This window comes from Vibrio sp. Evd11 (genome assembly GCF_900382755.1).
Lineage (GTDB): Bacteria > Pseudomonadota > Gammaproteobacteria > Enterobacterales > Vibrionaceae > Vibrio > Vibrio lentus.
On record NZ_OSDX01000014.1, the window covers coordinates 60631 to 86853 of the forward strand.

At 43.1% G+C, this 26223-nt stretch carries 25 protein-coding genes; 5 read left to right on the top strand and 20 right to left on the bottom strand.

What is annotated here, in order from left to right; all coding sequences use genetic code 11:
• Nucleotides 1-239: 239 nt before the first annotated feature.
• From ED652_RS08565 to ED652_RS08605, 9 genes are all read right to left on the bottom strand, one after another.
• Entirely contained in the window at nt 240-392 is a 153-nt protein-coding gene (locus ED652_RS08565) for a YoaH family protein (RefSeq protein ID WP_004731009.1), read from the bottom strand.
• A 41-nt stretch (nt 393-433) separates the two neighbouring features.
• Nucleotides 434-1582 (bottom strand): conjugal transfer protein TraF, encoded by a 1149-nt coding sequence (locus tag ED652_RS08570; RefSeq protein WP_122054354.1) that lies wholly within the window; start codon nt 1580-1582, stop codon nt 434-436.
• A gap of 50 nt (nt 1583-1632) precedes the next feature.
• Nucleotides 1633-2520 carry a DUF2861 family protein gene (locus ED652_RS08575; RefSeq protein WP_122054356.1) on the bottom strand — a complete coding sequence of 296 codons (888 nt, stop codon included), beginning with the start codon at nt 2518-2520 and terminating at the stop codon, nt 1633-1635.
• Complete coding sequence (gene vxrB, locus ED652_RS08580; RefSeq protein WP_122054358.1) at nt 2520-3179, bottom strand: response regulator transcription factor VxrB; 660 nt, start codon at nt 3177-3179, stop codon at nt 2520-2522. Before vxrB ends, ED652_RS08575 begins: the two co-directional genes overlap by 1 nt.
• Nucleotides 3154-4626 (bottom strand): sensor histidine kinase VxrA, encoded by a 1473-nt coding sequence (vxrA, locus tag ED652_RS08585; protein WP_122054360.1) that lies wholly within the window; start codon nt 4624-4626, stop codon nt 3154-3156. The genes vxrB and vxrA overlap by 26 nt, the downstream gene beginning before the upstream one ends.
• A gap of 333 nt (nt 4627-4959) precedes the next feature.
• On the bottom strand, nt 4960-6339 hold the full coding sequence (pntB, locus tag ED652_RS08590) for a Re/Si-specific NAD(P)(+) transhydrogenase subunit beta (RefSeq protein WP_076678613.1): 1380 nt from the start codon (nt 6337-6339) through the stop codon (nt 4960-4962).
• A 10-nt stretch (nt 6340-6349) separates the two neighbouring features.
• A complete protein-coding gene (pntA, locus tag ED652_RS08595; RefSeq protein ID WP_122054362.1) occupies nt 6350-7900 on the bottom strand; it encodes a Re/Si-specific NAD(P)(+) transhydrogenase subunit alpha in 1551 nt (516 codons plus the stop codon).
• A 299-nt stretch (nt 7901-8199) separates the two neighbouring features.
• Nucleotides 8200-8481 carry an HlyU family transcriptional regulator gene (locus ED652_RS08600; RefSeq protein ID WP_017107026.1) on the bottom strand — a complete coding sequence of 94 codons (282 nt, stop codon included), beginning with the start codon at nt 8479-8481 and terminating at the stop codon, nt 8200-8202.
• A 39-nt stretch (nt 8482-8520) separates the two neighbouring features.
• Nucleotides 8521-8889: a late competence development ComFB family protein gene (locus ED652_RS08605; protein WP_122054364.1), complete on the bottom strand. Its 369-nt coding sequence runs from the start codon at nt 8887-8889 to the stop codon at nt 8521-8523.
• 339 nt (nt 8890-9228) lie between these two features.
• Between ED652_RS08605 and ED652_RS08610 the strand changes: the two genes are divergently transcribed.
• The gene (locus tag ED652_RS08610; protein WP_122054366.1) at nt 9229-10470 is read left to right on the top strand and encodes a GGDEF domain-containing protein; all 1242 of its coding nucleotides are present in this window, start codon (nt 9229-9231) and stop codon (nt 10468-10470) included.
• Nucleotides 10471-10566: 96 nt separating this feature from the next.
• On the opposite strand, the gene ED652_RS08615 is transcribed toward ED652_RS08610, so the two are convergent.
• Together ED652_RS08615 and ED652_RS08620 are read right to left on the bottom strand one after the other, a co-directional pair.
• On the bottom strand, nt 10567-11577 hold the full coding sequence (locus ED652_RS08615) for a Solitary outer membrane autotransporter beta-barrel domain (RefSeq protein WP_065113012.1): 1011 nt from the start codon (nt 11575-11577) through the stop codon (nt 10567-10569).
• Between the two features lie 78 nt (nt 11578-11655).
• Nucleotides 11656-12627, bottom strand: coding sequence for a diguanylate cyclase (locus tag ED652_RS08620; RefSeq protein WP_174214624.1), 972 nt, complete (start codon nt 12625-12627; stop codon nt 11656-11658).
• A 131-nt stretch (nt 12628-12758) separates the two neighbouring features.
• Between ED652_RS08620 and ED652_RS08625 the strand changes: the two genes are divergently transcribed.
• Nucleotides 12759-13196, top strand: coding sequence for a DUF3069 domain-containing protein (locus tag ED652_RS08625; RefSeq protein WP_004731036.1), 438 nt, complete (start codon nt 12759-12761; stop codon nt 13194-13196).
• Between the two features lie 408 nt (nt 13197-13604).
• Here ED652_RS08625 and modC read toward each other — a convergent pair whose 3' ends face one another.
• Genes modC through ED652_RS08645 form a run of 4 tightly spaced genes read right to left on the bottom strand, consistent with a single transcriptional unit; the run spans nt 13605 to nt 17688 of the window.
• Nucleotides 13605-14711: a molybdenum ABC transporter ATP-binding protein ModC gene (gene modC / locus ED652_RS08630; RefSeq protein WP_102383137.1), complete on the bottom strand. Its 1107-nt coding sequence runs from the start codon at nt 14709-14711 to the stop codon at nt 13605-13607.
• Nucleotides 14708-15406 (bottom strand): molybdate ABC transporter permease subunit, encoded by a 699-nt coding sequence (gene modB / locus ED652_RS08635; RefSeq protein WP_017109609.1) that lies wholly within the window; start codon nt 15404-15406, stop codon nt 14708-14710. Before modB ends, modC begins: the two co-directional genes overlap by 4 nt.
• Nucleotides 15407-16165 carry a molybdate ABC transporter substrate-binding protein gene (modA, locus tag ED652_RS08640; protein WP_122054369.1) on the bottom strand — a complete coding sequence of 253 codons (759 nt, stop codon included), beginning with the start codon at nt 16163-16165 and terminating at the stop codon, nt 15407-15409.
• A 50-nt stretch (nt 16166-16215) separates the two neighbouring features.
• Nucleotides 16216-17688, bottom strand: a complete 1473-nt coding sequence (locus ED652_RS08645) for a cobyric acid synthase (protein WP_122054371.1) — start codon at nt 17686-17688, stop codon at nt 16216-16218.
• A gap of 287 nt (nt 17689-17975) precedes the next feature.
• Between ED652_RS08645 and ED652_RS08650 the strand changes: the two genes are divergently transcribed.
• Both ED652_RS08650 and ED652_RS08655 read left to right on the top strand, forming a co-directional pair.
• The gene (locus tag ED652_RS08650) at nt 17976-18365 is read left to right on the top strand and encodes a YgiW/YdeI family stress tolerance OB fold protein (RefSeq protein ID WP_102466362.1); all 390 of its coding nucleotides are present in this window, start codon (nt 17976-17978) and stop codon (nt 18363-18365) included.
• 111 nt (nt 18366-18476) lie between these two features.
• On the top strand, nt 18477-19001 hold the full coding sequence (locus tag ED652_RS08655) for a hypothetical protein (RefSeq protein WP_017109605.1): 525 nt from the start codon (nt 18477-18479) through the stop codon (nt 18999-19001).
• 149 nt (nt 19002-19150) lie between these two features.
• On the opposite strand, the gene ED652_RS08660 is transcribed toward ED652_RS08655, so the two are convergent.
• The 5 genes from ED652_RS08660 to ED652_RS08680 all read right to left on the bottom strand — a co-directional run bounded on the left by ED652_RS08660 (nt 19151) and on the right by ED652_RS08680 (nt 24688).
• On the bottom strand, nt 19151-20758 hold the full coding sequence (locus tag ED652_RS08660) for an ABC-F family ATPase (protein WP_076670851.1): 1608 nt from the start codon (nt 20756-20758) through the stop codon (nt 19151-19153).
• Nucleotides 20759-20934: 176 nt separating this feature from the next.
• Nucleotides 20935-21495, bottom strand: a complete 561-nt coding sequence (locus tag ED652_RS08665) for a hypothetical protein (protein ID WP_122054372.1) — start codon at nt 21493-21495, stop codon at nt 20935-20937.
• A gap of 255 nt (nt 21496-21750) precedes the next feature.
• Entirely contained in the window at nt 21751-22443 is a 693-nt protein-coding gene (locus ED652_RS08670; RefSeq protein WP_122054374.1) for a RimK/LysX family protein, read from the bottom strand.
• A 12-nt stretch (nt 22444-22455) separates the two neighbouring features.
• The gene (locus ED652_RS08675) at nt 22456-23640 is read right to left on the bottom strand and encodes an amino acid aminotransferase (protein WP_122054376.1); all 1185 of its coding nucleotides are present in this window, start codon (nt 23638-23640) and stop codon (nt 22456-22458) included.
• Nucleotides 23641-23851: 211 nt separating this feature from the next.
• Complete coding sequence (locus tag ED652_RS08680; protein WP_122054378.1) at nt 23852-24688, bottom strand: AraC family transcriptional regulator; 837 nt, start codon at nt 24686-24688, stop codon at nt 23852-23854.
• Nucleotides 24689-24820: 132 nt separating this feature from the next.
• Here ED652_RS08680 and ED652_RS08685 point away from each other — a divergent pair, with 132 nt between their 5' ends.
• The gene (locus tag ED652_RS08685) at nt 24821-26206 is read left to right on the top strand and encodes an MATE family efflux transporter (RefSeq protein ID WP_122054379.1); all 1386 of its coding nucleotides are present in this window, start codon (nt 24821-24823) and stop codon (nt 26204-26206) included.
• Nucleotides 26207-26223: the final 17 nt, after the last annotated feature.

Consider the following 26223-nt stretch of genomic DNA (forward strand, 5'->3'; position numbering starts at 1 on the left):
ACCCAAAATGGTAATTGTTTTACCTTCAGATCTTGCTGTAATTTAATTACAAATAGAAACCGAGAAAAGCCTATAAAGCAGATTACCCCGCTGTAACCTACTGAATAAGCTAAAATTAACGGTTTTGATGAGGTCGGGATTTAGGGTAACTAAAGAGTGGGTACGTACGAGATAATATACTAGAGGGTAATATATGCAGTTATAGTGCACTAAGGTAATAAAAAAGAGGGGCTGATGCCCTACTCTTCTTTATTACTCATTTCTTCACGAATTTGCTCAGCAACGATTTTGATAGCTTGTGCTGTGCTGATGCCCTGAGTCATCATTTCTTGAATTCGTTCAACAGCTTTCTGTTGTTCTTCGTGAGAAAGGGTTGGTAAGTCGTTTAGCATGCTCTGCTCCTTTATTTAGGAGCAGAACTATATAAGGACTGTTAGTAACTAGCAAGGAAATTGATTGAAGCGCCCATTGCATTTTCGTTTGTGTAGTTCGCACTTAGATCTAACTGGAACAAGTTAAGTGGTGAGATACCAATACCTGCTGTGACTGTTCCTTCTGAATCAGAGTAAGCCAGGTTCTTGTAGTACCCTCCCCTTAACTTAAGCTGACGTAGAAGGTCGACTTCGGTACCAACACGAATCATCTGTTCGTTATCTTCGAATGAAGTAAACCTTTCAGTTTCATTCAAATCGTAATCGACACTCAATGTAAAGTAGTCAGACACGATACCTGCACCAACGGTGTAAACCGGCTCAAGTTGGTAAGTGTATTTACCGCCGACTTGGTGTGTCGCACTACTTGTGCTGCTGCTTAGCGTTCTCGTGGTATCTTTGGTTTCGATGTCTCGAGAGATCAAGTTCGTTGCTGCAACACCGACTCGGAATGGACCGAAGAACCAAAGTGCACCTGCATCCATGTTGAAGGCTGTTTCACCATCACTATTTTCTCTTACGTCAGATAAGTCGTAATCATTAACTGAAGCAACGTAGTTATATGTATAAATGCGTTGGATCTTAGGTGTGATACCAAATGAGATGTGTTGACCCATAAAGGTTTGGTATTTTGCTAGAGAAAGACCAACCTCAGCGACTCCGATAGAAACAGCTTCAACGGTAGACAGTTCAACTTTGTCTTCATCTGAACCTGTTGTGTAAACGTTAGGTGTCGCAAATGATTCTGTGTAGGCTTTCGCGAAAAGGTTTGCAGCAACAAACTGGTTAGGAAGTGCGAATGCAACAACACCACCCAGTTCAACGTTGGCTTGATTGCCATCCAGTTTATTCAGTGCGGCGTCTAAATCTGCAGTGTTTGATGCATCAACGACACTATCAATGTTCGACTTCATGTCGTTAGGGTCATTATAGCTACCACCAAAACTTGGCGTGATCATTCCCATATCATCGTTACGACGATAAATAGCAACCAATGCTGGGTTATAGAATGGAGCGGTTAAGAAGTTTGCAGAAACAACACCAACACCACCCATCGCATCACCACGCGCTTCAATGGCGTAGTTTGCTGCTGAAAGAGGAAGACTGGCGAATGCAATTGACGTTGCGAGTAGTTTAGTAGTTTTTTTCATGCCGTTTATCTTTGTTAGATCCCTTACATAGTTAACGGCACAATTTTAAATTACTTTAACTCTTCTTCGCTAGAAATATCATAAGTTTTACTGATAGTTTGTGCTTGTTCTATCGCTATGTCACCTTGCCAGCGCGAATGTATCATCGAAACTGCCAAAACGTAGCGATCATTAGGAACTTCTTCAGCACTTAAACTGATGGGATAATCTGACTCGTAGCTTTTGCCCCATACCTGCTCATAGTGTTCGTCGATGTAATCGTACAAACCAACGTCTAACTTTGGTAACGGACAATATGGGTTAAGAAGCTCTTTTTTATCGATTCTCCAGGTGTCTTTAGATGCCCAACGTACTTGTTGTCGCATCGTAATTTCACCAAGAATAATCCAAGTGCTCCAAGCTACGCCGCCCTCGGTTTTCACATTTAAACGGTATAAGCCTGAGTCCAATTGAGAAGGCAAGTTGTAGCGTTGCTTATAAAGAATAACTGAAGCGTTATTCACGACTTCTTTATCTTTCGTGAGTTCGCTATCTGATGAAACAGCTTTATCAACCCATTTCTCGAAGGTGATGTCTTGGATACTCTCTTCGGACTCAACTTCGATCACAACTCTAAACGTATCTCGTCCAGGGCTTTGAATGGTGTGTCTTTTGACGACCAGCGAATTAATCCATTCCGGTAAGGTCTTTTTGGTGAGGGTTTTTCCACAATCCTTATTTAACGCTTGGTCAAATAATTCATTGAGGTGATCTTCTCTTACTTGAGAAGAGTTAATTTGCCAAACTTCCACCAATGAATCAAACATCTGGGACAAGTCGTTGTCCAGCAGATGTTTGTGCACTTGGGTCAGAGTATCACTATTCTTAAACCAATCGGCCGCTTGTGCCGGGCTAACGACAGTTGCTAACGCTAATAGTGGAAGTAAGGCTTTTTTCATTACGCTTTCATCTTATAACCAACGCCACGAAGCGTTTCGATCTCAAGACCTGGTAATTTCTGTCTTAGTTGAAGAACGTGCGTATCTACGGTACGTGTTGTTGGGAAATGGTTGTAACCCCATACGTGGTCAAGCAGCTCGTCACGTGTGAATACGCGACCCAAGTTGCTTGCCAAGAACAAGAGTAGATCAAATTCAGTACGTGTTAGCGTGACTTCAAGCTCGTTAAAAAACACTTCGCGTGTCGCTTTGTCGATAACAAGGTTCTGGGCCATCACTTTTGATGCATCTTGCTCTTCAGCATCTGGCAGACGTAACTGCGCACGGATTCGAGCGAACAGTTCCGCTTCTGCGAAAGGCTTCGTTAGGTAGTCGTTTGCACCTGAATCTAGGCCCGCGACTTTGTCTTTTACTGTCACAAGTGCCGTCAGCAAAATAACAGGAATGTCTTTCTTCTTCTTCCAACCTGGAAGTGAATCTACTGAGTCACCATCAGGAAGTTGACGGTCTAGAATCACTAGGTCCGCTTGTTCCCAGTAGCCTTCAACTTCAGAGATCAGTTCTGCATGCAAACATTCATATCCAGCTTGCTCAAGGCTAACTAATAAACCGTCAGCTAAATTTTTATCATCTTCAACGAGAAGCAATGTCTGTTTCACAAGGTATCTCCAAAATAAATGTTGTTGGGGGGCCTATCAGCGTCATGTGACCGCCCATTTTTCCGACCATAGATTCCACTATCGTCAGACCTAAACCTAGTCCACTTTTACTTACAAATGGCTTTCTTAGTTGCCCCCAATCTTTACGGGACAAGTCTCCATTATCTATAACTTTGAATGTCAGCTTCTTGTCAGAAGTATTCAGTTCTAGTATCACTGGAGCCACACCGTATTTCACGGCGTTTCTGATCAGGTTATCGATACACGTACCTAACCAATATACGTTCAATTTTGCAGCAATGTCTTTGTTTACTCGGAGTTCGATACCCGGAGCAAAATCTTCTTCGACTTTATACTCAAGCCATTCTTGTACACTCGGTACCCACTCTGTGGCCAGCGGTTGATTATCCGACTGTAGGTAATCTTTACTCGCTTCGGCTAACTGCCTTAAACGACGTGTGTCTTCACAAAGTCGACGGAATTCATCATATACCGTTTCTGGTAAGTGTTCGAATTCACGTCTAAAGCCTTCAACCGTTAGAGATAAGCTCGCGATCGGTGTTCTGAGTTCGTGCGTTAAGATCTGAAGGACAAGCATTCGACTTTTCATCTCTTGCTTCTTGCTGTTCCAACGATATATCGCCCAACCCACCACAAGCATGATATTGGCAAACACCAGTATGAACATCGCGACTTGCAAAAGTTCTGAATGATCTTCTATTTCCCAACACACGTTACCGCGTTGGACGAAACAGCTGTTACCTTCGGAAGATAAACTGAGTGATAAACCCGCTTGTGTTGCGTTTTCAGACCAAACCGGTTCTTTGTATAAATAGTACCTGTCGCCGCGTTTAACCCACATTTCATCAAGCTCGACAAACATGCTCGCACCAGCCAACAGTGCCGTAATCGCTTCACTGTCCATATCCTGCAAGCGAGATAACAGTTCATCATGCTCAACGTTTGGACGCTCTTGAATGTGCATAAAGCGCTTTAAGGAGTCGAACTTATCAGGGTACTTTTCAACGTAACGCGCGGCATAAGAACCACCACCTGGGTGGATAAGCCCGCTACGACTAAACCAACGGTCAGAAAGCTTGGTGCCTTTACACATTGCCCGAGTAAATACCAAAGGCTCGGTAATTATAGGGCTAAGTGGTAATTTTCCGCTACACGTTTTTGATAATTGGTATAAGCGCTGAATGTCTTTTAATGGGTACTCTGCTGTTTGTGGCAGCATAGAAGACGGCATGATCAAACGTGTTGGATAATCAGCCTGTAATAATCGAATATCATAAGATTCGATTGCGGTTTCATGATCAAAGAGTTTGGTGAAATTATCGATACGCTCAGGTAAAGAGTCAGCAAGTGCGTTTGCAGACACAGATAACGTAGCGATAAGAAGAGTAAATGTTCTTTTGATGATCACAAACCAACGCAAATTCATATAGATCAAACAAATATATACCATTCGTTATCAAAGATAAATTTTTAACCGCATGAAAACAGTGGGAATGGTGCGTTATAGCGATAAATTTCATCAGATTAGGATTGTGTTGCACAAGTGTAATCACTACCCGATTGATGAATCCAGCTTTACTTCGATTGGGTTTTGCTTTGGTTTCCCTCGTCCCGATCGCATAGGTTCGGATTAAGACTAAGTTCTTAAGATCAAAAAAAGGAGCTCAAATGAGCTCCTAGTCTAGTTGTTACTTAATGCTTAGTTAGGCGCTTAGCTTAATGCTTACAAAACACTTAGAAAGAGCTTAGAAAGTTCTTTCTATAGATGTTCTAAAATACCTAGACAGCTCTGTTTAGCATCACCAAACAACATCTGTGTATTCTCTTTAAAGAACAGTGGGTTTTGCACACCGGCGTAACCTGTGTTCATTGAACGTTTGAACACGATAACATTTTGAGCATTCCAGACTTCCAATACAGGCATACCTGCAATTGGGCTGTTTGGATCTTCTAATGCTGCAGGGTTCACGGTGTCGTTTGCACCAATAACCAATACAGTATCTGTCTCATTAAAGTCATCGTTAAGTTCGTCCATTTCAAGAACGATGTCGTATGGTACTTTTGCTTCAGCAAGAAGCACGTTCATGTGACCCGGTAATCGACCCGCAACTGGGTGGATACCAAAACGAACGTTGATACCTTGCGCTCTTAGTTTTTCAGTGATTTCATGCACTGGGTACTGAGCTTGAGCTACTGCCATGCCGTACCCTGGAGTGATGATCACTGACTTAGAGTTTTTAAGCAGATCCGCAACATCTTCAGCAGATGTTTCACGGTGTTCACCCTGTTCTTCATCACTGTCAGAAACAACCACTTCTTGGCCAAAACCACCAGCGATAACGCTAATGAACGATCGGTTCATCGCTTTACACATGATGTACGACAGAATTGCACCTGACGAACCAACCAACGCACCCGTTACGATCAAAAGGTCGTTCGCAAGCATGAAGCCTGCTGCTGCTGCTGCCCAACCTGAGTAAGAGTTCAGCATTGAAACAACCACTGGCATATCTGCACCGCCAATCGATGCCACTAGGTGGTAACCGAATGCGAATGCGATAAGTGTCATTACCATTAGCGCAAACATGCTGCCATCAGCTTTAACAAACATGATCATTAACAGTGTAGAAGCAACGATAGCCGCTAAATTCCACTTGTGCTTATGAGGAATGTTCAATGCAGACGATGAAATAACACCACGTAGCTTAGCAAATGCAACAATGGAACCGGTAAATGTAACCGCACCAATGAACACGCCAAGGAACACTTCTACCAAGTGGATAACGTGCTCTGCATGTGTTGCTGCTACTGGAGCATCAATGTAACTGTTGTAACCAACAAGTACCGCAGCCATACCTACGAAGCTGTGCAGAATAGCCACCAGCTCAGGCATTTCTGTCATTTCAACTTTCTTAGCAAAGTGAATACCAATACCACCACCAATCACCATTGCAATGATGATCCACACAATACCTGCTGAGTGAGGGCCAAAGATCGTCGCGATCAATGCGATTGCCATACCTGTAATACCGTAATAGTTACCTGCACGTGCAGATTCCTGTTTCGATAATCCAGCCAAGCTCATGATAAAGAATACAGCAGCAACAATATAAGCTGCTTGTACTAATCCTTCAGACATCTGTTACTCCTTAGTCTTTACGGAACATTTCAAGCATACGTTTGGTCACGGTAAAGCCACCAAAGATATTGATACTTGCAATTAATACGGCAATAAATGATAAGAACGTGACAACGCCACTTCCTTGTCCTATTTGTAACAGAGCACCTACTACAATGATCCCTGAAATCGCGTTAGTCACCGACATCAAAGGAGTATGCAGAGAATGGCTTACATTCCAAACTACGTAATAACCCACCACACAAGCGAGAATAAAAACGGTAAAGTGAGATAAGAACGCAGCAGGAGCAACCGAAGCTATCCAAGCAAAAGCACCGACGGCAACTGCCATACCAGCCACTTTCTTGATAGGAGAGACAGGTTCTTGAACTTTTGGTTCAGGTTTAGCCGCTTTAGGCTTAGCCTGTTGTTGTGGTTGAGCAGAAACTTGAATTGGTGGAGCTGGCCAAGTGACCTCACCTTCTTTAACCACTGTCACGCCACGCAATACAACATCTTCAAAGTCGATATTGATGTTGCCGTCTTTCTCTTTGCAGAGAAGTTTGAGTAGGTTAACCAAGTTAGTTGCGTACAGCTGAGATGATTGAGTCGGCAGTCGACCAACCATATCCGTGTAGCCCACAACTTTCACACCATTCGCAGTGGTGATCACTTGATCCGCAACCGTGTATTCACAGTTACCACCATTCGCAGCAGCAAGATCCACAATCACGCTACCCGCGCTCATGCTATCAACCATTTCTTTTGTAATCAGCTTAGGCGCCGGACGCCCTGGAATCAGTGCCGTCGTAATGATGATATCAACGTCTTTCGCTTGAGCCGCGTAAAGCTCTTCTGCTTTCTTGTTGAACGCGTCAGACATCTCTTTTGCGTAGCCATCACCCGCGCTGGTATCTTCTTTGAAATCGACTTCCAAGAATTCAGCGCCCATAGACTCGACTTGCTCTTTTACTTCAGGACGAACATCGAAAGAGCGAACAATCGCACCTAAGCTACCCGCAGCGCCAATAGCCGCAAGGCCAGCAACACCCGCACCAGCAACCAATACTTTCGCTGGCGGAACCTTACCTGCAGCCGTAATTTGACCTGTAAAGAAACGACCAAACTCATGAGCGGCTTCAACAACAGCACGGTAACCCGCAATGTTTGCCATAGAGCTCAATGCATCCAAAGCTTGAGCTCTAGAAATACGTGGTACCGAGTCCATTGCCATCACATTAATATTACGGCTAGAAAGCTGTTCCATTAATTCTGGATTTTGGGCAGGCCAAATAAAGCTGACCAGTGTTGCGCCATCTTTAAGTAACTCGATTTCATTTTTAGACTCGTCAACGATGGGAGCGTTAACTTTAAAGATAATATCGGATTTCCAAGCTTCATCTGCGGTTACAACTTTTGCTCCAGCTTGTTCATAAGCTGTATCATCAAAACTTGCTAACGCACCTGCTTGTGATTCAACACAAACTTCAAATCCTAATTTTAGAAGCTGTTCTACCGATTTCGGCGATGCAGCGACTCGCGTTTCACCTGCGAGTGTTTCTCTTGGTACACCAATTTGCATAGCGATTCCTTGACTATTGGCACAATGACTTATTCGTTTGTATCTAACGACAACTAATACTTCAAGCGTTTTGTTCAAAGAACAGGAAAAGTTATTACTTATAACGATTTGGATGGATTTTGAGCACTTAATTTAGATAAATGACGGGCCTCTCGAATAAAGAGGTCAAACCACTTCCCAATAATCCTTTTAATAACAACCTACTAGCTGTTCTTTATCCCTAAAACTAAAAAGAGCTTTCAGCATATACACTGAAAGCTCTCCAAATTATGACCAACATCAACTCTAACCCTAATTGGTTAGCTAAATATACTGTCGCCCATTTGGTCGATGAACATTTGCGATTTTTTAAGCATCAATTCATCGGCGTCTTGTTTGTTTGAAACAACATCAGAACGAATAAAGCGATGAGTTTTAATTTCACCGTCGATTTCTTTCTCGATACGACCAGCCACACGGTACTGACCAGATTCTGCAATGGCGTCTTGATAGATATTGAAGCCTTTGTATTCCACTGGCTCAATCTCTACTTTTTGTTCGGTTTTTTCTTTGCCACCAAATAATCTAGAAAAGAATCCCACGTTTTTTACTCCTTAAATGACCGTACTGACACTAAACTATCACGACTGTTTAGTGTTCAACAATGGCTTTTCATACCATTGCAATTCTACGTCATCGTCAAAATTGTGTTGACTAAATATAACGGGCACATTGTCCGTTCGATCTCGTCTTCGATCCTCAATAATCATGCTTTCAGCATTCTTGACTGCGATCTCACTATTTCGTTTATAGAGTACCAATTTGTCTTCTGGCAATGCCGAAAGAAAATCGATATCGAAGCGAATATAGATGGGCTTAAGCTGACCCAAAGCCAAACACGCGAGGTCAGCCAACTGTTCATTGGTATAGCTAGACACGTATTCCTCGGTAGCCAAAACGTGACCAACCAGAGTTTCCATATAGTTATGTACATCAACACTAATTTGCATACTACACCTCCATTTGTAGCTATCACGACAGATCGTGTTCTAGCCTAATTTGGCAACGACCTACATATTGTTACCTTACTATACCCTACTCATTACTACAGATTTACTAACTGCATGTTAAGTAACTATAACGACTAATTAATTTCTCATATATACTATGTAGTTCGTTCTATGGTTAATAGCAACTCAAATACATATAAAAAGAGTTGCACCAATAGCGACCTATGACTATGTTTTTGCTCTGATTTACGCAAAAAGCTTGGCAATCGCTTGTTTAACCGTATCCTACGTATAAAATTAAATTATAAGATCATCAGTATAATTAGGCTCACCACGTAAATGGCATCTTCTTTTGTAACGTCGAGCATGTTTCGATTTTGCTTCCCTATATTTTTATTAGCAATTTTACTCGCTGGTATGAACAACGTCATTCTCGTGACGGATTCAAACTTAGGGTTTGCTAGCAACCTCCCATATATCTTATTGAGCGTTGCCGTTTTGCTGTGTCACACATTCAGGCAAGGTCGTATGGCTATGGTGTCTCTCACCATGCTCGTTGCCTATTTTATTATCCAAGTCCGCTTACAAACCCCATTAAACACTGGAACCACATTATTGGAGCTGTCTCTTCTGGCTGCTTTAGTGCCGGTTACTTGCTTATTGGTGTATGCCTTCCCCGATAACGGGGTTAACTCAAAGTCCATGTTCCTTTACGCCTTGGTTGTGGTGCTATTCATGGTTTGGGCGCAACTGATTGTGTCTCACTTCCATGCCGGAGGTTTTGAATCATGGAGTGAAGGCATTCTCTTTACCGTTAGAGACTTTTCTAAATTGCCTTTTATTCTGGTGCTCTATAGCCTTTGTTTACTGGGCCTAACGTCGATTTTGGTTTTGGTTTATAACCGCTCTATCGATGTCGTTGTTTACAGCGCGATTTTGTTGTCTTCGAGTACCTTCATATTCTTTGATATCCAATACGTCTCAAGCACCATGTTCTCTTTGTCAGGCATATTGATTATCGTCTATGTGATGTCCGCTAGCCACGATATGGCGTTTAATGACCAACTGACTAACATCCCTGGCAGACATGCATTAGAAGTCGATATGAAGCACCTAGGCCGTAAATATTCGATGGCTATGGTCGATATCGATCACTTCAAAAAATTCAATGATACCTATGGCCATGACATTGGCGACGATGTGTTAAAGCTAGTAGCGCGTATATTAAGAGAAACGACAGGTGGCGCGAAAGCTTATCGTTATGGTGGTGAAGAGTTCACGATCATTTTCAAAGGTAAGAACACTGAGCAAGTAAAAGAGCATCTTCAAGTTCTAATTTCTGAGATCCAGAATTACGATATGATCATTCGTAATACTCACGACCGCCCTGATGATCATGAAGTGGGCATGCAAAAGCGCGGCAAGAATGGCAAGCCAACTAAAGTAGTCAATGTCACGGTGAGTATTGGCCTGTCTGACAGTACAACCACCAAACAGCCCGAAGAAGTGTTGAAGCTTGCCGATAATGCACTTTACAAAGCGAAAGAAACAGGCCGAAATAAACTGTGCGTTCACAGTTAGGCGATATAGCTAGAAGCTTTAAGGGCTATAGTTAGAAACTTAATCGCCATAGCGACAAACGAGCCTTTGGAAGAAGCGTTATACCTTGGTTGAAGCTTAGTCTTGGTTGAAGAAGATAACTAAGCTCCCGCCTTTCAAGCTGCTGCCGTAATTGATCGTAAACCCGATCCCCACATTATCGACCCAATCGTTAAATAGGTTTGGGTTAAGTAACCAGCCTACGCTACCCTCGTAATATGACGTTGTACCCATAGGCGCTACAGTATCGCCCCCAATATCAATTCGTCTGATACTGGAGTACATCGATGTGATGTTTTTGTCCCAACGTACTAAATCATAAAAGATCTTTGCTTCATTGGCGATATACCAACCTTCTGGGTGGCCAATGTTACCGTTATTGGCTTCCCCCCAACCCACACCATTAAAATAATGCCAACTGGTACTGAGTTTATATTTACCCCAGTTATTCTTGTCTTCATAGATCAATTTAATCTTGGGCTCTATGATGTAAGCCCAAGCGTCAGTATTGAGATACAACCCATCAAGCTGTTCGGCAACAGGTTTAAGTATGTTCGCACGATACTCAAAATCATTCCGATAGTAAGAGATATGGTTACCAATCGCTGAATGAAAACTCCAGTACTCATCCAACTGAGACACGTTTGCAAACTCAACATAGCCAGATATCACAGTCTCTTTCTGAAAATCAGACACAGTTTCTGATGCGTATTGAACGTCTTTCTCAGTGCGTAATGCTGATAAGCGCAGCGTCACCTCTTGATGGTTATCTTCAATATAAGCTGGAAGCTCAAATGTATAAGGAAGGCTAAGCGAGGTTATGTTTTTCCGACGACTTACGGAATCGTTCGAACCAATGTCTTCATTGTCTAAACGAAACACTTTATTAGGGTCAAAGTTGTTGATACCGAATGTAAAAACATCAGTGTCGTTAAGAAGTACACTGGTTGCAAAGTTCTGCTCTATATCCTTACGGACAAGATCAGACAACTGGTTCGCTTGAACATTAGTAGGAACCGCAAAGTAGAATACAGGGACAATCAGTGTCCAACATGTATTAGCCATAGAAAATGACTTTGAATATGGCATTTCTCTTATCACTTAAAGTACTTCCAAGCTCAAACGCTAATAGAAGTATAAATTCAAATATCCAGAAGAGCTCGCCAACTAGCCTGCAAGCTCCAAAATACTGCGCTGTATAAAGGTATTTCTACCACTTTGTTTTGCTTGATAAAGCGCTTGGTCGACCTTTTCATAAATAGAAGCGATCGACTCACCGCCTTCAGGCACGAATGATAGCACGCCTTGTGACGCTGTCACTCTATCGGATACGCTTGAGTGGTCGTGGGCATAGTTCATGTCATGCAATGCTTCTTTTATTCGAGTCGCATGTAACTTAGCCGCGGCGCTGTCCGTGTCACTCAAGACCAAAACAAACTCTTCACCGCCATAACGACCGACAAACTCTCCAGCTCGAACAAACAGCTGTTTCAAGGTATTGGCAAGCCCTTGTAGGCACTTATCCCCTTGAATATGTCCGTAATTATCGTTGTAAGGCTTAAAAAAGTCTACATCTAGAAGTATCACAGTCATGGGGATATTACGTCGTCCGTGCCACGCAATGCTCTCTTCAAGCTTAGTATCCATATATCGACGGTTATACAATTTTGTTAAGCCATCTTCATTGGCTTGCTGTTGCAGGAGTATGTTCAATTCTTCAAGTTTGGCGGTGCTCTGTTTTAACTCTCGCCTCATATGAGCGATACGCTGCATCGCGATAAGTTTTGAATTCAGCACCACTTTGTTAACTGGTTTGATTAGGTAATCATCACCACCTGCATCAATCGCTTTCGCGATCATTTCAGGTTCTTCATGGCCACTCAGAAATATGATGGGAACCCATTCGGGGAATTGTCTACGAACCTCGTTAGCGACCTCAAAACCATCCATGTCTGGCATGCTGATATCAAGTAATACGAGTTCAGGATCAAAATCAGAATAGATGTTTAGAGCTTCTTTACCGCTACCTACCGCTTCCACAATATGTCCCAATTGCTTAAGTCGAATAGCAAGTTGCATCCTGTCTAGTTGAACATCATCAACCAGCAATATGCGCATCGAAGATCCCTTTTCTATCATCACATCACCTTTATCTAGCGTTGAATATTGAAAGTAGCTCAATTTTGGGCTTAATTCATGCCCTAATCTCTATATTATATTGACTTTTTTACAGATCTTTTTAGCATTGTTTCTTTTTAAAGAGAAATACTATGTCAGACGCTACAAACAACGAAGTACAAGAAATCGATTTAACCACTATCTCACCAGAGCTTCGCCAAGTTATCGAATTTGATGAAGTGCCTAAAGAGATGCACAACATGGTTACTTCTATTCACGAGGTGTCTGAAGAAGCAGTGCGTGAAACTTGGAGCAGCCTTCCAGCAAGCGCACAAAATGTTTTGGACAACTTTGAGCAATTCCACGCTCTAATCTCTGTTAGCCAAGCTTTCGCTGGTGTAAACATGATGGAAGAGTTCCCTACTCTTAAACTTCCAGAAGGCATGTCTGATGAAGAAAAAGAAGAGTACCGAGCTCAACTGCTTGATCAAATTTTACACAACTGTGTAAAAGACATGGCTAAGCAAATCAAGAAAGCACGCCGTGATGCTATCTTGAAGCGTGATTTTAAAGAAGTTTTCATCCGATAACCCATTCATCTCACCTAAATTTAGGTTGAGTGCTTAACGAAAACTTTATGATTAAGCCGTATGTTACTTCAAACATGCGGCTTTTTTGTGCCTGTTGCTTTGTCTGCTAATCGTTTTACGTATTCACCGCTTAATTTCGTCGTTCGTCGTGTTCTTGTGCTGATGCAGAATTTGTCATTACAGCTCTAGTCACTCTTTGAGTTAGAGCAAATAATATGCCTTAGCATTCATACAGTGTGACGCAAAACTGGCAGTTATACCGTATAAAAATGACGCATGTATCCATTCATGGCATCAAGATCAACATTCATATCGCAGACAAACATTAAACATCGCTGAAAAGCTTTAAACATAGAAAAGACAATGGGCGAATTTATCTAACTCATTGCCTCAAAGGGCGCATCTGAATCAGTGCGTAACGGCAATATCTCGTTGAGCAACACTCACACCTTTAATTTGAGCGTAAACTTGCTGACCGATTTCCAAACTCAACTCGTCCAACGCCCATAACGTTATGGTCGCCCACAAGTAACAACCAGGCTCTAGCTCCAGCTCTACCGCAACACTCTGCTTATTTGAGCCTTGCTGGTGCGTCTCTACGCTTTTAATAGTCACAGGAAGGATATTACGTATCGAAGTACCTTGCGGCTGTTCTAGCGTGATAGAGACATCATTTGCCCTAACTTGTAACCTTACCGCAGCCCCAATGTCGCTCGACACCTTCTGAACCCACAACGATGTCGATTTGCCAAGCTTCAAACGAGATAACGCATAATCGTCATTGTGCTCAGCCAACGTCCCCTCAAACAATGAGCTTTGTTCTGAGAATGATTGCCACGGCTGCATCGCTCTTGAAGCCCATACTTCTTCTGTCACGCCCGACGAAATGACTTTGCCTTGCTCGATGATCACAAGATGATTGGCCAAGCGTAGAATCTCGTTAAGGCTGTGTGTCACGTAAATGATCGGAATCTGAACGGTTTCAGAGAGGTTTTCCAAAAACGGCATCACTTCACGCTTACGAGGCAAGTCAAGAGACGCTAATGGCTCATCCATCAACAAAATGCTCGGCTTAGACAACAAAGCACGTCCAATTGCCACACGTTGCTTCTCACCACCCGACAAACGTGCTGGGTAACGGTCTAGCAATAAACCGAGAGATAACAAGGAGACAATCTGATCGAAATGCGTTTTATCGAAGTCTTTGATGCCATATTTAAGATTGCCTGACACCTTCATGTGCGGAAACAATCGCGATTCTTGAAACACATAGCCGACATTACGTTTGTGAGTCGGCAAGTTAATGCCCTTATCACTGTCGAACAAGGTAGTTCCCGATACGCTGATCAAGCCCTTATCTGGCTGCTTAAGGCCACTAATCGCATTGATAAGTGATGTTTTTCCCGCGCCAGAACGACCAAAGATCGCAGTAATGCCGCTACTTGGGAGTTGTAGGTCGATATCAAAGAAGGTTTCACCCAACTGTTGCTGGTATTGGAGGATCAAAGCACTCATGCATTGCCTCCTAGTCGCTGTGCAGACTTCTTATTGAGCCATTCAGAAAGCATCAATGAACCAAGCGCTATAACAATTGAAATGACACACAAACGTGCCGCTTCCATTTCAGCGCCAGGGGTTTCAATAAAGGTATACATGGCCAATGGGATGGTCTGAGTTTCACCGGGAATATTCGAAACGAAGCTGATTGTCGCACCAAACTCCCCTAAGCTTCTTGCGAATGAAAGCATGGTACCGGTAATGATCCCGGGGATCATAAGAGGCAGTGTGATAGTGAAAAACACACGAATCGGTGAAGCGCCCAATGTGGCTGCCGCCTCTTCAAGTTTACTATCAACAGTTTCTAAGCTCAGGCGAATAGAACGAACCATCAATGGTAACGCGACAACAACACACGCCAATGCCGCGCCCTTCCAGCTAAAGCTGAATACGATACCAAACACTTCATTAAGCCATGAGCCAATAACGCCTTGTCTACCCATCATCACCAGCAACAAATAACCGATGACCACAGGAGGCAACACCAAAGGCAGGTGCACAATGCTCTCGACTATGCTTTTGCCAACAAACTGTTTCTTAGCCAGCAGCCAAGCTAAGCCAATGCCGATAGGAATAAGCCATAAGATGGCAAACCCAGCGACTTTTAAACTCAGCATTAAGGCTTGGTATTCGTACTCAGATAAAAACATCATTTAATGCGCTTCAAAACCAAAACTGTTAAGAATGTCTTTTGCCTTTTCATCGTTTAGAAAAGTATAGAAGTCATTCGTGGTTAATTTGTCGTTCAATTTAGCTACAGGGTAACGTATTGGTGTGTGGAGATTTGAAGGAAACGTGGCAACGACATCGACTTCTTTCGATAATAACGCATCGGTTTTGTAGACAATGCCGAGCTTCGCTTCACTCCGTTCCACCAAGGCCAATGCCATACGAACATTGTTACTTGGTGCCAATCGAGTGCTCACATTACCCCAAACCCCCAGAGCTTCTAACGCTTCTTTAGCGTAGATACCTGCTGGCACCGACATAGTATTACCGACAGCAAGTCGTTCATTAGTCAGCAATTTAGACCACTGGTCTCCCTTTGAGAGTTCCAATGAGACCGGTATCTCTTTAGGTGAAATCAACACAAGTTCGTTTTCACACAAGTTTGTGACATTGTCACTAGAAACGTATTTTCGGTCGACTAAATGCGTCATCCACTTTTCATTTGCTGAAATAAAAATGTCCGCAGGTGCCCCTCTTTCAATCTGTCTTACCAATGACGATGTGCTGGCATAAACGGGAACAATATCGACTGAATGTTCTTTCTCAAACTCTTCTATCAACAAATTAACCGCGTTAGTCATAGACGATGCGGCATAAACTCGTAGCTTTTCTGCCGCCAAAAGATGAGTCGAACTCAACGAAGTCGTTAATGCTAAGGTGACAAGGGTGACTAGCTTTTTCATTGTTCTCACTTATCTATTGTTCGTTTGATTTCTTAATCGATATTTCTAATTCAAAACCGAGCTTTAAGCTCAGGCCAAAGCAAATCAAGATTTAAGTGCTCTTCGATGGCATCAGCGATTCGGTTAATACCCAACTCCTTAAGTTGTTCGTGGTCAATTGCGGTTACATCATTGGCTCCTGCCCATTCGCAAATAAGCGATAACGCATCACTGTTATCGAATACGCCATGCAGGTAAGTACCAAAAATCGAGTTGTCTTGATTCACTGCGCCATCAAGGCTGCCTGATTCTAACTGAACCGGTAAGGCCGTTTCATTGACATCAGTCCTACCTACGTGAATTTCATAACCTTTTACTTGTGCTGATTTTCCATCCAGCGTCATAGTACCGCGCACGTTAGTTAAGGTTTTCTGCTGCGTTAAGGTCGTTTCAGTATCCAGATACCCTAACCCTTCACTGCTGCCGGGTTCACCCTCAACTCCATCCGGATCGTGGATGATCTTTCCTAGCATCTGGTAACCACCACAAATACCCATCACCTTGCCGCCTAAACGTAGGTGGCGCTGAATATCTTTGTCCCAGCCTTGCTCTTTTAAGTAATCCAAATCGGCTCTTACTGATTTTGTGCCCGGCAAGATAATCAAATCCGCGTTGTTTACACGCTCGCCTTTTCCTACGTAACGTAAATCAATGGAAGGATTGAGCCTTAGCGCATCAAAGTCTGTGTGATTGCTTATTCGTGTTAACACTGGCACCACGACTTTAAGTTTAGCTTCTCCGTCAGACTCTTGGGCTGAAGTGATGGCATCTTCCGCTTCAAGGTTAAAACCATGCAGGTATGGCAGAACACCAATCACTGGCTTACCGGTTTTCTCTTCTAACCAATCAAGGCCAGATTGAAGCAGCGCGATATCGCCTCTAAAACGATTAATCACAAAACCTTTTACGCGAGCTTGTTCAGATTCAGATAACAGAGCCAAGGTGCCATAGAGGTGCGCAAATACGCCGCCACGGTCGATATCAGCCACGATAATCACAGGGATGTCCGCTTTCTCAGCAAATCCCATGTTAGCGATATCATTTTCACGGAGGTTGATTTCAGCTGGGCTACCCGCGCCTTCAATCATCACGCTTTCATATTCTTTAGAAAGTCGAACAAACGAATCAATAACCGTATCCATCGCCACTTTCTTGTAATCGTGATAACCCGTAGCTTCCATGTTGCTCAGCGCTCGACCTTGAAGAATCACTTGCGCGCCGGTATCTGAATTAGGTTTTAGCAATACCGGGTTCATGTGAACGGTAGGTTCAATATTACAAGCTTGCGCCTGAACCGCTTGAGCACGGCCGATTTCGCCACCATCTTTTGTCACCGCACTGTTTAAAGCCATGTTTTGTGGCTTAAAAGGTGCCACTTTGATTCCTTTTCTTGCCAATACACGGCATAAACCTGCCACCAACACACTTTTTCCGGCATCTGACGTTGTCCCTTGAACCATAAGGGCACTTAATGGTGATCGCATTTGTACTTAAATCCTTAATTTCTTAATTTCTTAATTTTCAATTTATAGCTGTGGGCAATATTTCTCTGCCTCCATCTTAACGCCATTGCCGAGTAGATGCTCAATAAAATGAATGGAAAATGAATGTGTTACTCACTCTGGATTCAACCCCAGTGTTGTTTAATAGCTACATCGAAACGAAGCTTATGAACGATAAGCAGCGCATCAACAAGTAAAACGTACTAACGAAAAGAAGCGTTTCAAATTCACAAAACGTTTCTACTAAAAACAACATTAAGGGATTCACCATGAAAAAAACTGTATTAGCTATCGCATCTACTATTATCCTTGCACCTACTTTCGCAATGGCTAGTGACCACCACAACGAGAGCAACGGCAACAAGCACGAGAGCGCTATTGCTTACACGGGTCCGATTGAAACCGTTTCTGTTGCAACACTACTTGCAGACACAAGCATGTTCGCAGAGCAAGAAGCGATTGTAGATGGCAAGATTGTTCGTCAACTAAAGAATGACACGTTTATCTTCTCTGACGGACAGAGTGAAATTCAAATTGAGCTGGATGACGATATCCGCCTGGCACAACCACTAACCGCTGATACCAAAGTTCGTATCTTCGGTGAATATGAAGGCGGCAAGACACCAGAAATCGAAGTTGACCATATACAAGTGTTGTAAGCTCCAAAACTCCAACATCTCGCTTTAAATAACGAACTTCAATTAATTGGCCTGCATATTGCAGGCTTTTTTGTATATACTGCCGAAAAATACAATTTATATGGAGTCACCATGCTAGGTCGCACAAACAAGACTGTCCTTCTGGGGTTAGCTGCACTGTGTTCATTCTCTGCGTCTGCAAACAACTTTAACTACAACACATTCGAGCTGCGCATGGGTACGAGCCCTAGTACTTTCGGTGGTGAAGTCACAACAATGTTCACCCAGAACTCACACTTCGTTGCGCGTATCGATTCTGAATTTGAAAGTGATTGGGATGCAGCTGTAGGTATGGGGTTTAACGGCCCAATTAGTCAATTTGCTGACGTTACGGGTCAAATGCTACTGCACAACATTGAACGTAATGACGACAACCATATCAAAACTGAAGTCAATATTGGCTTGAGAGCTTGGTTAATGGCAAACGTGGAAGTTAACGCACGCCTAGGCCAACTGATCGACAACGACGACACGCATTCAATTGTTGGTGTTGGTGCACGCTTCCACTCTACAGATCAACTTTCTGTTGGCCTTGATATGCGGAACAATGGCACTTACGGCCACCAAATCTTAATGTCTGCTCGCTTCGGTTTCTAATCTAGATTTCGTATCTAGGTTTGGTTACTGAGTAATAAATAGCGACATGATCTAAATAGAAAAAGCCCCGAACACATTAATGTTCGGGGCTTTTTTGTTTATTAGTTTCGCTGGCTTTAAGTCGTTCACGCTCTAAGCCAGCGACTTACTTATAAATTAACCATCAGCATCTTTTTCTGGTGGTCTAGGTACTCTTCATAAGTACCTTGGAAGCTTACTAGCTGTTGATCTTTCACATCGATGATGTGATTTGCTAGTGAAGAAACAAACTCACGGTCATGGCTTACGAAGATAAGCGTGCCAGTGTAAACCTTCAACGCATCATTAAGAGCTTGGATTGCTTCCATGTCCATGTGGTTGGTTGGTTCGTCCATAACAAGTACGTTGATGTCTTGCATCATTAACTTGCCGAATAACAGACGGTTTTTCTCACCACCCGAACAGTTACGTGCTTTCTTGTTTGCATCATCAGCAGTAAACAATAGACGACCTAGAATGCCACGTACCATTAGGTCATCGTGCTTCGCCGTGCGCCATTGTGAGATCCAATCGAAGATGCTCAGGTCGTTATCGAAATCAGTCGTGCTGTCTTGCGGGCAGTAGCCTACAGATGCGTTTTCAGACCATTTAACGATGCCTTCGTTTTGCTCTAGCTCTTGAACTAGGCAACGTAGCAGAGTGGTTTTACCCACACCGTTCTCACCGATAACGGCAAGACGTGTACCCGCTTCAAGTAGCAAGTTGCCACCAGCAAACAGTGTTTCGCCATCGAAGCCGTGACCAAGTTCTTTAAGTTCAAGTGCTTGACGGTGTAGTTTCTTGCCTTCACCAAAATCAATTGATGGGCTCATACGGCTCGATGATTTCACTTCATCAAGCGTGATCTTGTCCATCTTCTTAGCGCGAGAACTTGCTTGTTTCGCTTTAGATGCGTTCGCACCAAAACGGTTTACGAAGTCTTGCAGTTCGCTGATCTCAGCCGCTTTCTTAGCATTGCTCGCTAAAAGTTGGTCACGAATCAAACCAGAAGCTTCTAGGAAGTATTCGTAGTTACCTGGGTAAACACGCAATTCACCGTAGTCGATATCCGCCATGTGCGTACATACAGAGTTCAGGAAGTGTCTATCGTGCGAAATGATGATCATTGTACATTTACGCTGGTTTAGCTCTTCAGCAAGCCAGTTAATCGTGTGAATGTCCAAGTTGTTGGTCGGTTCATCAAGAAGCAAGATGTCTGGGTTTGCGAACAGTGCCTGTGCCAATAGCACACGCAGTTTCCAACCCGGAGCAACTTGCTGCATCAGGCCGAAGTGAAACTCTTCTTCGATACCTGCTTGGATCAGGATGTCACCTGCACGGCTTTCTGCTGTGTAGCCATCCATTTCCGCGAATTCGCTTTCAAGCTCAGCGACTTTCATGCCATCGTCTTCGCTCATTTCTGGCAAAGAGTAAATGCGGTCACGTTCTTGTTTTACTTCCCACAGCTTTCTGTCACCCATGATCACAACGTCGATAACGCTGTATTGTTCGAATGCGAACTGATCTTGGCTTAGCACACCCAGTTTTTCTCCCGGAGTGATCGAAACGTTGCCCGAGCTTGGCGTTAATGCGCCACTTAGGATTTTCATGAACGTTGATTTGCCGCAACCATTGGCGCCGATCAAACCGTAGCGGTTGCCGTTACCAAATTTAGCAGAGATGTTTTCAAACAGCGGCTCTGCGCCAAATTGCATTGTGATGTTCGCGGTAGATATGATAACGGCATTCCTCAAGTATAAAGTCTATAAATTCCGATACTTAATAGACTTCTTGAAGATTGTCAGATAAGGGGTCGGTATAATTAGGACGCGTAGTATAAACGATAAAACCACTATGTGATATAGATCAAATAATTAATACTGTAACCATGTAGAAATTACTGAAGCCTTAAGAATTAGTACCTTACGAGTTTTGCTAGTTCACCTTTCAAAGCTTCTGTATATTTATTAGCCTCTTCAAGAGCGTTTTGAAACAATACCTCTTCATCTTCATTTCTATGTAAGATACTTGAGAACCAAAGACACACCTTTTTATTGACATTAACCTCTGACATAAGACCTCTTAACTCCGGAAAGTGCAATTCACTTATCATATTCTTTTCAGAGAACTCATCTTGTTTGTACTTGTAATCACTCATAATGTATCCACTTAACTCATCATCTGTTTTGATGTACGCAGGTGGGTTTTGAGCCTTAGACATTGCACGTTCAAAGTTATACTGCTCTTTAGTCACGTTTAGATAAAACTGCTCCGCTTTTTCTAAACGATATCTTACCTTGTTATCATCGCGTTCCAATTCAGCGCGTTCCCTAGTGGTTTTAGCATTGTTTAAATTAGATAAATGTACCGCTGCGAGAGTACACAAGCCTGTAACCAAAGATGCAACAATTACACTTATTTCAGAGAGACCTATCCTAACTACTTCACCAACAACTTCTTGAATTTCCGCTGACACGATTAATGACCTTGATTACAGAAAAATATGTTCTTCAAAGCATATCACTTTTCCAAATTGATACGGTAACGAGTTACAACTGATAAAAATTGAGAGCTTCTTTTCCTAACCCAGAGCACTTATATAACGCACAACTAAATGTATTTCGTAGGTTATTACGCCACAAATAGAAAAAATCCCCGCTAATTCCATTAGCAGGGATTCAATTTATCAAAACAGAAACGTCAGATTGAGTCAGAACTCATAGACCTAAATCTATTTAGTAATTTTCTTTTGAACGTATTTTTGGCTTACATCTACTACCGCAACATCTCTAAAGAAGCTTCTACCCAAAAGAAGTGGGAAAGAAAGATGCGTTCGGTCTGCTAACGTAAACTCAGTCTTGTCTTTTAGGTCGCCGATTTGAATTGAAGCGACAACAACAGCACGTCGTTGTGTGCCTTCAGCACTTGATTGTTTGATCTTCACCCAACGTTCTACAGGTAAGCTCACCTCTTCCGTTGTGATGCCATCATGTTCAATCTTAAATTTAACCCAATCTTTACCGTCACGTTCGAAATCGACAATATCGACTGCACTGATTGATGAAGTTGTCGCACCGGTATCAACACGAGCTTTAAATGCTTCTTTAAGACCAGGTACAAACACCCATTCTTCTTCACCAAGGAGCAATTTACCATCACTTGTTTTTCTAGCTTTCTCAACTGGCTTTTCAACAGGTGCAGGCTTTACTTCAGGTTCTACTGGTTTTACTTCTTCAGGCTTTTCTGTAGGTTTCGTTACTTTCTCGCCTTCCGTTGCTTCAGTCTCACCCTTCGAAGAATCGTCAACAACAGGTTGTTCGATTTGCGGCTTTTGCTCTGGCTCGACAGGAACTTGAGTCGTCGTCGAACAAGCAAACAGGCCACCACTTAACATCAGGGTTATAATCGCTTTCCAAGTGTACATTCAGTCACCTTTTTATTTTGAGACGTTGGCTATCGCCTTTGCTACGTAAGGAATATGAGATTCGGAAAGGCCTGCAATATTGATGCGTCCATCACCAACACCATAGACTCCATATTCTTCACGTAATTGATTCATTTGAGTTTCTTTAAAGCCTAGTACACTAAACATACCTTTATGGCTTTCAATGAAGTCAAATTGTGACGTGTTATAAGTATTTCGCAATTCATCACATAAACTTTGGCGCAGATTTAACAAACGTTGCTGCATTTCACTCAACTCTTGCTTCCAAATCTTCGTTAGCTCTTGATTCTGAAGAATTGTTTTGACCAGAGCAGCACCGTGATCTGGCGGCATAGTGTAAGTTGAACGAGCCAGCGTGAGAAGTTTTCCTCTTGCGTTGCCTACGTGTTCGCTGTTTTTGCCGATAACGATCGCCGCACCCGTTCTTTCACGATACAAACCGAAGTTCTTCGAGCAAGACGTTGTGATCAGCATTTCTTCAACGTTGTTAGCCATGTGTTGAAGACCTTTCGCGTCTTCTTCTAGGCCATCCCCAAAGCCTTGGTAGGCGATGTCAACGAATGGTAAGAAACCTTTCTTTTGCGATAACTTAGTAATTTCCTGCCACGCTTCAAAATTGATATCAGCACCCGTTGGGTTATGGCAGCAACCGTGAAGTAGTACCACATCTGATGGACCCGCTGTTGATAGGTCTTCCATCATTCTTGCAACATCAACTTGCTTCGTTTCAGGACTGAAGTAATTGTAGTATCGAACTTTTAAGCCTGCCGCTTCCATCACCGGTTTATGGTTAACGTAGCTTGGGTTTGAAATCCAAACCGTGGTGTCTGGTTGAGAAACTTTCATTAAGTCGCCCAACATACGAAGCGCACCACTTGCACCCGGTGTTTGAATCGCGGCTACACGATCCATTGCAGAAGTCCCTTTAAGCAAAAGATCAACCATGCTCTGGTTAAACTCTTCACAGCCTGCTAGGCCAACGTAAGCTTTGGTTTTCTGAGTCTCAACAACAATATCTTGAGCCATAGAAACGGCTTTCATGATAGGTGTTTCGCCTTGGTCGTTTTTGTAAACGCCAATGCCTAAATCGACTTTGTCAGTACGAGGATCGCCACGGTAAGCGACAGAAAGAGATAAAATTGGATCTAAAGTTGGTTTTGGTAGATGTGAAAACATGAAAGTCACAACCCTTTGAAATTCAAGTAATGGATTTCACGTTAACATTTTCGTACTAAAATCAGAAACATTTTTTAATAGAAGAGCTTAGTTACCAGAAGTAATCAGAGATTGGTCATTTTAAGCGAAGATATAGTTTAATTTTCGAACAGTTAACAACCAATTACGCAATATATAAGCTTTATTGTTTTACCTCCCGCAGCTACATCGATCAAACACTCTGTTTGAATTGCCTTGGTGTCATTCCCGACCAAGCCTTAAATCGGGTGCTGAAGTTAGCAGCATTGGGATAACCGACTATCTCACCAATATGCTGAATCGACCAATCACTCGATCTTAGCAAACGCGCCGCGTACTCCATTCTCATACGCATGATATGAGTCATAGGGCTGTGTGAATAATAACGTTGGCACAAGCGATGGAAGTGTGGCTCTGAACACGGAAACAGGTTTGCCAACTCATGCACGTTCCACTCCTTATGAAGCTGCTTTTGTACATTGTCGAATACGCGCCTTAAGCGAATCAAATTTCGTGATTGCTGCTGTGGAACCGGCGCATTAATCATGAATTCAATTTGGGCTACGCTGTGAGTAGCAATCGCTCCACCCAAATCGATGGGCAAGGCAATACTTCTCAACAGAGTATGAATGCAAGACGAGACGACTTCTGCCGCCGGAGACAACGTATAACTCACTTCATCACTGACGACATTTTCCCATTGTTTATTAGGCGAGAGAAAGATCCATGCGATCTGCCATGTTTCTTCTTCAATACCAAAACCATTCTCGATACCTGCTGGAACAGTAATGCACGAACCCGGTTCTAAAATGTAACGACACGCCCCACTTTCTAACCAACCTTTTCCTCTCACGGTATACAACAGCATGTGTTTCTGTTGGTTTTTCCGATACACCGAAAAGAAGTCTCGACACGACGCCGTCCCACATTGAACGATACCGAGCTCTTCAAATGCCAAAACATGGCTTTGATCGACAAACTCTTGGTGTGTCTTTTCGGAGATCTCGTACTGTTCTTGTTTCTCACTCATTCAATTGCTAGCTCGTATAAGTTGCGAAACCACTAAACTAGATAGTTTGGCAAAAGTTTGTGATGAGCCTGAACAATACAGTTAAAACAAATGCCGATAAACTTCTCGCATATTCACTAGAGGGGAAATGCGATGCTCTCGACATATCGTCATTTAGACAAAGAGTTTTGGCAAAAACTATTACACATCGGTTTACCTGTCTCACTGCAAACCATGTTGTTTTCATTGCTAGGCGTGGTCGATATTTTTATGGTCAATCAGCTTGGTGATTCTGCAACCGCCGCTGTTGGTGTTGGCAACCGTATCTTCTTCTTCAACTTGATCATGGTTTCGGGGATTAGCGGAGCTGTAAGCGTGCTAGCTTCGCAATATTTTGGCGCCGGTGATTTCAACGGAATTCGACGTACACTAGCGCAATCATGGGCACTGTCGATCTTTGCCATCATCCCCTTTGTGTTCATCTATACATTGGTTCCTGAATCAGTAGTGTCTGTGGTGGCCTCAGACCCTGATTACGTCCGCTTGGCAACGTATTACCTTTGGATAACAGGAGCCAGCCTTATTGGTACCGCTGTAGTTGTGCCGCTAGAGAGTGCACTTCGTTCTGTGGGCGAAGCCAAGCTGCCCACCAAAATCAGTATCTGGGCAATCATCGTCAATGCAATTCTCAATGCCCTATTGATCTTCGGCTTGTTTGGGTTTCCAGAACTGGGTGTGGTTGGCGCGGCAATTGGTACTACGGTGTCTAGATTCTTTCAAACGGTTGCCCTGCTTGCTATGGCAAAGAGACACTACGCCCACCTATTTCCGACATTAAGCAATTGGCGAGGTGCAATATTACCGAAGCACAGAAAGAAGTACTTCACGATAGCTATACCTATGTTGGTTCATGATACGGCCTGGGCGGGTGGAATACTGATTTATAACGTGATCGTTGGACAAATGGGGGTTGGAGAGCTTGCGATCATTTCACTGTTATCGCCTGTTGAAAGCATCTTAATCTCGGCGTTCATGGGGTTTGCCGTCGCGGCTTCAATCATTCTAGGTAACGAGATCGGCGCGAAGAACTATCAACGTGTTGAAAATACCGCTTGGGGGTATGTATTGGTCAGCTGTGGGCTCGCGGCTCTGCTAGCCTTGCTTTGCTGGTTTGCTAAACCCGCAATCGTATACATGATCGGTCTTACTCACTTAGAGCTCAAAGATACGGCCGTTAACGTTACCTTAGTAATGGCACTCGGCATGATACTCAGAGTTTTCAATATGGTTGGTATCGGCGGAGTGCTGAAAAGTGGTGGCGACATCAACTACAGCATCTTCATCGACCTGTTTGGCCAATGGGCAATCGGTATTCCCCTCGCCTACTTTACTGCTCTGGTATTAGGGTGGCCGCTAGAGTGGGTTTTGATGATTGTGCTGCTGGAAGAACTAGCCAAAATCGTTCTAACTAGTAAGAGGATTCAATCCAAGAAATGGATAAACAACCTAATCGACGAGCCTGAGCACATTCCTATTTAAACAGGCGCTAAACCGAC

Coding starts and splice junctions, on each gene's coding strand:
- ED652_RS08565 (WP_004731009.1), bottom strand. CDS start 392: ATGCTAAACGACTTACCAACCCTTTCTCACGAAGAACAACAGAAAGCT.
- ED652_RS08570 (WP_122054354.1), bottom strand. CDS start 1,582: ATGAAAAAAACTACTAAACTACTCGCAACGTCAATTGCATTCGCCAGT.
- ED652_RS08575 (WP_122054356.1), bottom strand. CDS start 2,520: ATGAAAAAAGCCTTACTTCCACTATTAGCGTTAGCAACTGTCGTTAGC.
- vxrA (WP_122054360.1), bottom strand. CDS start 4,626: ATGAATTTGCGTTGGTTTGTGATCATCAAAAGAACATTTACTCTTCTT.
- pntB (WP_076678613.1), bottom strand. CDS start 6,339: ATGTCTGAAGGATTAGTACAAGCAGCTTATATTGTTGCTGCTGTATTC.
- pntA (WP_122054362.1), bottom strand. CDS start 7,900: ATGCAAATTGGTGTACCAAGAGAAACACTCGCAGGTGAAACGCGAGTC.
- ED652_RS08605 (WP_122054364.1), bottom strand. CDS start 8,889: ATGCAAATTAGTGTTGATGTACATAACTATATGGAAACTCTGGTTGGT.
- ED652_RS08610 (WP_122054366.1), top strand. CDS start 9,229: ATGGCATCTTCTTTTGTAACGTCGAGCATGTTTCGATTTTGCTTCCCT.
- ED652_RS08615 (WP_065113012.1), bottom strand. CDS start 11,577: ATGCCATATTCAAAGTCATTTTCTATGGCTAATACATGTTGGACACTG.
- ED652_RS08620 (WP_174214624.1), bottom strand. CDS start 12,627: ATGATAGAAAAGGGATCTTCGATGCGCATATTGCTGGTTGATGATGTT.
- ED652_RS08625 (WP_004731036.1), top strand. CDS start 12,759: ATGTCAGACGCTACAAACAACGAAGTACAAGAAATCGATTTAACCACT.
- modC (WP_102383137.1), bottom strand. CDS start 14,711: ATGAGTGCTTTGATCCTCCAATACCAGCAACAGTTGGGTGAAACCTTC.
- modB (WP_017109609.1), bottom strand. CDS start 15,406: ATGATGTTTTTATCTGAGTACGAATACCAAGCCTTAATGCTGAGTTTA.
- modA (WP_122054369.1), bottom strand. CDS start 16,165: ATGAAAAAGCTAGTCACCCTTGTCACCTTAGCATTAACGACTTCGTTG.
- ED652_RS08645 (WP_122054371.1), bottom strand. CDS start 17,688: ATGCGATCACCATTAAGTGCCCTTATGGTTCAAGGGACAACGTCAGAT.
- ED652_RS08650 (WP_102466362.1), top strand. CDS start 17,976: ATGAAAAAAACTGTATTAGCTATCGCATCTACTATTATCCTTGCACCT.
- ED652_RS08655 (WP_017109605.1), top strand. CDS start 18,477: ATGCTAGGTCGCACAAACAAGACTGTCCTTCTGGGGTTAGCTGCACTG.
- ED652_RS08670 (WP_122054374.1), bottom strand. CDS start 22,443: ATGTACACTTGGAAAGCGATTATAACCCTGATGTTAAGTGGTGGCCTG.
- ED652_RS08675 (WP_122054376.1), bottom strand. CDS start 23,640: ATGTTTTCACATCTACCAAAACCAACTTTAGATCCAATTTTATCTCTT.
- ED652_RS08680 (WP_122054378.1), bottom strand. CDS start 24,688: ATGAGTGAGAAACAAGAACAGTACGAGATCTCCGAAAAGACACACCAA.
- ED652_RS08685 (WP_122054379.1), top strand. CDS start 24,821: ATGCTCTCGACATATCGTCATTTAGACAAAGAGTTTTGGCAAAAACTA.